The sequence below is a fragment of the Mycobacterium sp. genome, assembly GCF_049280035.1.
In the GTDB taxonomy this organism is placed as follows: Bacteria; Actinomycetota; Actinomycetes; order Mycobacteriales; family Mycobacteriaceae; genus Mycobacterium.
Map to the genome: position 1 here is coordinate 1 of NZ_JBAPPI010000083.1, position 5,548 is coordinate 5,548.

The following is a 5,548-nucleotide window of genomic DNA, read 5'->3' on the forward strand; positions in this document are numbered from 1 at the left end:
CCCGGGAAAATGGGCCGATCTGGAGATGCTGTTGAATTTGTCGGCCCGCGAGCGCACTGCTGCCGAGTACCGAAACCTGCTCAGCCAAGCCGGATTCCGTATGACGCGGGTGGTGCAAACCGCTTCACCGCTCAGTGTGGTGGAGGCCCGAGTCGCATAGCCACGTCGAGCCATAGCCATAACCACATCACATAGCGCTTGACCCCGGCACAGGATACGGGGGTTGGCTGATCGGGTTGGTGGGACACCACGGGTTTCGCGGCACACCCAGGCACGGATTGGTCATGCTCGGCTGCGGAGGCAGCGGCAGCATTTGGACCCCCGTCCGCTGCGGGTAGTTCGCGTAGGAGGTGCTGTCTGGGCAGGGGCCGAAGATCTGCGTGTTGCACACGAGCTGCAGGCTGAGGCCGCTAATGATCCCATTGCCGGCGTCCGGGATTCCGCAGAGGTTGTGGGGGAAGTACTGGATGAAGAGCGGGTCGCTCGTGACCTTTCCTGGGGTGCCGAGCTGAAAGTGCTTGGGGCGGACGGCCGCGCCCGAGGCGTTGACGTTGCCGTGCCAGCAGTTGCCGGGGAACTCGAGGTTTGAGATCTCCGCGAGGTCGACGTTACTCGAGTTGCCGAAGAAGCCGTTGTGGTTCACCGTGTTGTTCTCGATCTCGTTGCCCCAGTCGTCGAAGTAGCAGAACGACAACGCCGACAAACCGACGCCGCCTTTGCAGTGGGCGATCGGCGGCGGCTTTTCGGTGTCGACGTCGGGGACCAGCAGCACGCCCCACGCGCCGTTGTCGTGGATGTCGTTGTTATCGACGGTGTCGAACCGCCCGCCGGAGATCAGGACGCCGGTTCCCACCGGACTATCTGCGGCGATGCCGTTGCCGAAGGGCGTGTTTGGGTTGTTGTTGTCGTGTATCGAGTTGTGCGTGAGCAGCCAGCACGAATGAGTCCCGGTCGGACCGGTCTCGTTAAGGGGGCAGTGGCCGGACTGGGGCGACGGTTGGTCGTCGTTGTTCTGGCTGTTGGTGGCGAATCCCGTGTGGTTGTAGTCGAACTCGGAGTTCTGGATGATCAGGTGGCCGCCGGAGTTGGTTCCCGAATATCCCTGCGCCGAGTTCTCGCCGTGGGCATGGTCGAGGGTCGTGTTGCAGTCCGGGCAGGCGCCGATGTAGAACGCGGCGTCGGCCATGTTGTTCGCGTACACCTGTGTGAACAGCCCTGGCCCGAAGGTGTTGGAGGCGTAGATCCCGTACTGGGTGGAGTGGTCCGGACCGCCGTTGTAGGTCGAGGTCGCCGACAGGTACGCGCCGCGCCAGCTTCCGATCTGCTGGACACCGGTCGAGGCGCCGCCGTCGAACCAGAGTTCATCGGCGGGGGTGAGGTCGCCGGCGATGAAGTTGCAGGCGGTCAGGTTCTCGACGCAGACACCGGAGGCCTTGAACACGACCAGGCCGTTTCGCCCCGACGGGAGGCCGTTGGTATCGAGCGGGCCGGGGTTCTGGTCGGCGGGCGCGGAGCTGCACGGAGACGCCCCCGGCTTGGTGCCGTCAAGCACGACCCCGTTGCGGTCCATGCCGCGAATCCAGATGTTCGGCGTGGTCACGAGCACCGCGGCCCCGGCGGTGATATCGCCGACGGCCGCGGGAGGAACGCGATTGCCGGTCTCGTGGTAGTGGCCCGGCCCGATCAGCACCCAGTCTCCGGGCCGGGCGGCATCGACCGCCGCCTGGATGCTCGAGAACTGCCCGGGAACCCCTTGATAGCTGCCGACGAGCAGGACCGCGGATGGAGCCGCACCCGCCACGCACACGCCGCCGGCGACAAGCACGCACACGCCGGCGGCGACAAGCGCGCGCCGCGGCCGCCACATCGGCGCCCGCGAAATCCAGCCGCGACGATCTTTCAGCGCCGACATCCCACTCCTCATCTGTCTGGGGTGCGCACACGGCCCTCAAGTCACGTCAAGCAACAGTGAGTGATCGCCGTCACATCCAGAACACGGTGCGGTAAACGTTCGACCTCGATCACGGCCGCGGCGGTGATGACCAATGTGTCGATCTGCTCTCCGCCGGTGGTTTTTTGCCCAGCCCGGCGCCCGATTGGCCATCATGGTCACGGAAAGCACGGCAGGAGAGTGAGTGTGGATCAGCAAGACATCGAAAACGAACTAGGCGCACCCGGCGTGCGGGAACTGCTCGCGTCCACTTCGGCGGCGCACCTCGCCTACACCGGGAAGGATGGGACACCGCGGGTGGTCCCGGTCGGGTTCTTCTGGACGGGTGAGCAGTTTGTCATCGCCACGGCCACGACCGCGCCGAAGGTCGCGGCTCGCTCGGCTCGCCCGGCTGTTGCACTGGCCATCGACGCAGGTGACACGCCCGAGCAGGCGCGGGCACTGTCGATACGTGGGCGGGCGAGCGTGCAGATTGTCGACGGCGTCGTCCCCGAATATCTCGCCGCCGCCAGGCAAGCCATGGACGCCGAAGCGGCGGACGAGTTCGAGCGGACCTGCCGCGAGATGTACGACCAGCAGGCGCGCATTGCGATCACGCCGCAGTGGGTGCGCTACTACGACTTCGGTGCTGGCCGTATGCCACGATTCCTGCAGGATCTAGCCGAGCGGAACCAGTCGTGACGGCGTGGCTCGCCCACTGGTACTCCTACATCTGACCCGGCAGCCAAATGCCGATCCGGCGCAACGCCTCTGCAATGTCGCTTGTCGGCCCGGCAAAGGACAGCCTCACAAACGAACCGCCGTGCTCCGGGTCGAAGTCAATGCCGGGCGCGATAGCTACCCCGGTGTCGGCCAACAGCTTTGAGCAGAAAACCATCGAGTTTGCGGTGAAGTCGGAGACGTCGGCATAGACATAGAACGCGCCGTCGGTGGGCGCTAGCCGGTCGATACCGATTTCGCGCAAACCGTCGAGCAGCATCGTGCGATTGACGGCGTACTGGTGCAGATGGCCGTCGGCCTCTTCGACAGCTTCGGGGGTGAACGCCGCGACCGCAGCGCGCTGCGACAGCACGGGCGGGCAGATGGTGAAGTTCCCGGTCAGTCGGTCCACCGCCCGGCGCAGCTCGGCCGGTACCAGCAGCCAGCCCAGCCGCCATCCCGTCATCGCGAAATACTTGGAGAAGCTGTTGACCACCATCGCATTTCGCGACGTACTCCAGGCGCAGCTGGTCTGCGGCGCGCCCGGGTAGACCAATCCGTGGTAGACCTCGTCGCTGATCAGCCGCACGTCAGCGTCATCACACCAGGAAGCGATCGCCGCGAGCTCTGCTGGAGGGATGACCGTTCCGGTCGGGTTGGCCGGGCTGGCTACTACTACGCCCTGGACTGGCGGGTCGAGCTCGGCGAGCATCTGCGCAGTGGGCTGAAAGCGGGTCTGCGGCCCGCATTCCATCACTACGACCTCGCATCCGAGCGCAGCCAAGATGTTCCGATAGCACGGATAGCCGGGACTGCTGACCGCCACCCGGTCACCAACGTCGAAGCAGGACAGAAAGGTAAGCAGAAAACCCCCCGATGAGCCCGTCGTCACCACCACGTCGTCGACACCGACCTGCAAGCCATGCCGATCCAGGTACGACGCCGCAATAGCCGCGCGCAGCTCGGGAATACCCAGCGCCACCGTATAGCCGAGCTGATTGAGACGCAGCGCCGCTGCCGCGGCAGCGCGCACCGGCTCAGGAGCCCCGGCACTCGGCTGCCCCGCCGACAAGTTCACCAGATCGCCGTGGCTACGCTGGCGCTCTGCTGCGGCCAGCCAGACGTCCATCACGTAGAACGGTGGGACCCCGGCGCGCAGCGCGACGTGATCGCTCATGCGGTCAACGTTAGAACACTTCAGATTCCAGCCGGCGCAAGTGTTCGCGCGGCGGGCCCAGCAGCTGCGAACTGGCGTGCGCCCGTTTGAAATACAGTTGCATGTCGTGCTCCCAGGTGATCGCGATTCCGCCGTGCAGCTGAATGCCCTCGGCGGCCACCGTGTTGAACGCCTCGGTCGCCGCGAAACGGGCCAGCGCCGCCGACGTGGCCGACGGCACGTCTAAGGCGTCGTTCACCACCGCACGGGCGGCCTGCACCGCCACATGGAGATCGGCCATCCGGTGTTTGAGGGCCTGGAAGCTGCCGATCGGCCGACCGAACTGCACCCGCTCTTTGGTGTATTCGACAGTCAGCTCTAGGCAGCGGGCGGCGGCGCCGATCTGTTCGGCGGCCAGCAGGATCGCGGCGACATCAGCGATGCCGGGATCGGCGCCCAGCGGTGCGGTGCTCTGCGGCGTAACACGAGCCAGCCGCCGGGTGGGGTCCATGGTGGTGACGGGCTGGGCGTCAAACGCCGTCCATCGGTCGAGTTTGCCGTCGTTGGCGGCGATGACGATGTCGGCGATGTCGCCGTTGACCACGTAGTCGGAATCGAACACCACCGCCCCGATCGCCGCGCCCTCTGCCAGTGACCCCAGCGCGTCGGCGTCGAGATCGTCGGCGGCCAGCAGCGCCAGCTCGGCCAACGTGGTGCCGAGCAGTGGGCTGGGCACCAGCCCCTTGCCGAGTTCCTCAAGAACGACGGCCGCATCGCCGAGAGTGCCACCGGCGCCGCCGTTTTCATCGGGCACCACCAACGCTGCGGCGCCGACCTGCTCGCACAGCAGCCGCCACAGCGACTCGCCGTAGCCGCGTTCCGATTCCATCGCCTCGCGGACTGCCGCGGGCGAGGCATGCTTGGCCACCAGCGCCGCAACGGTCTCGCGCAGCAGCTCCCGTTCGTCCGTCGTGGTCATGTCAGTGCCTCCAGTACCCGTCGCCGATGCGCAGCCGGGTCACCCCAGGCCGAGCGCAGCGCCTGCACCCGCAACAGCCACAGCGACAAGTCGTGCTCAGCGGTGAAACCAATGGCGCCGTGGGTCTGCAGTGCTGACCGGGCGGCCAGCAACGCGGCGTCGGAAGCTGCAGCTTTGGCCGCACTGACATCGCGAGCAGTGTCCGGGGACCTATCCGCCAGCGATAGTGCCGCGCCGTAGACCAGGGGACGGGCCAGCTCAAGCGCGATGTGCACATCGGCGAGCTTGTGTTTGATCGCCTGGTATGAGCCGATGACCCGGCCGAATTGGGCACGCTGCTTGGCGTAGTCGACCGCGGCATCCAGCAGTGCCTGCCCGGCCCCGACGAGTTGGGCGGCGGTGGCCAGTGCGCCGAACTCGTAGGCGCGGGCCACGTCGGCCTGCCACGCTTCGCAGACGGCATCCGCGTCGAACAGGTGGCGGCTTGGGTCGACCGACTCATGCCGGTCGCCCACGTGCGCTTCGCTGACCCAGCCATCCGGTTCGGCGGCCAGGACCAGCCCGGCCGCGTCGGCGTCCACAGCTCGCGGCACCTGCGGTGGAAGCACCACGGTGGCGATCAGTTCACCGCTCGCCAGCGCTGCGCACCGATCATCTTCGGCCAGCAAGACTGGCGCTACCGCAATGGATTCGGTGATCGGGCCGGGCACACACCAGCGTCCCAGCCGCTCCACCGCGACGACCAGGTCGACCGGGTGCGCGT

At 66.6% G+C, this 5,548-nt stretch carries 5 protein-coding genes and 1 pseudogene; 2 read left to right on the forward strand and 4 right to left on the reverse strand.

What is annotated here, in order from left to right:
* Window positions 1-160 (forward strand): annotated as a pseudogene (locus WAN71_RS02745) (hydroxyneurosporene methyltransferase); the annotation flags it as partial.
* Window positions 161-187: 27 nt separating this feature from the next.
* Here the strand turns inward: WAN71_RS02745 and WAN71_RS02750 are convergent.
* Window positions 188-1,912: a hypothetical protein gene (locus WAN71_RS02750; RefSeq protein ID WP_422223859.1), complete on the reverse strand. Its 1,725-nt coding sequence runs from the start codon at window positions 1,910-1,912 to the stop codon at window positions 188-190.
* Window positions 1,913-2,137: 225 nt separating this feature from the next.
* Between WAN71_RS02750 and WAN71_RS02755 the strand changes: the two genes are divergently transcribed.
* Complete coding sequence (locus WAN71_RS02755; protein WP_422223860.1) at window positions 2,138-2,632, forward strand: pyridoxamine 5'-phosphate oxidase family protein; 495 nt, start codon at window positions 2,138-2,140, stop codon at window positions 2,630-2,632.
* A gap of 25 nt (window positions 2,633-2,657) precedes the next feature.
* On the opposite strand, the gene WAN71_RS02760 is transcribed toward WAN71_RS02755, so the two are convergent.
* From WAN71_RS02760 to WAN71_RS02770, 3 genes are all read right to left on the reverse strand, one after another.
* Window positions 2,658-3,827: a pyridoxal phosphate-dependent aminotransferase gene (locus tag WAN71_RS02760; protein WP_422223861.1), complete on the reverse strand. Its 1,170-nt coding sequence runs from the start codon at window positions 3,825-3,827 to the stop codon at window positions 2,658-2,660.
* 10 nt (window positions 3,828-3,837) lie between these two features.
* Window positions 3,838-4,785, reverse strand: coding sequence for an acyl-CoA dehydrogenase family protein (locus WAN71_RS02765; protein ID WP_422223862.1), 948 nt, complete (start codon window positions 4,783-4,785; stop codon window positions 3,838-3,840).
* Window positions 4,782-5,548 (reverse strand): acyl-CoA dehydrogenase family protein (locus tag WAN71_RS02770; RefSeq protein WP_422223863.1); only part of this gene is annotated, 767 nt, incomplete at its 5' end. The genes WAN71_RS02770 and WAN71_RS02765, both read right to left, overlap by 4 nt.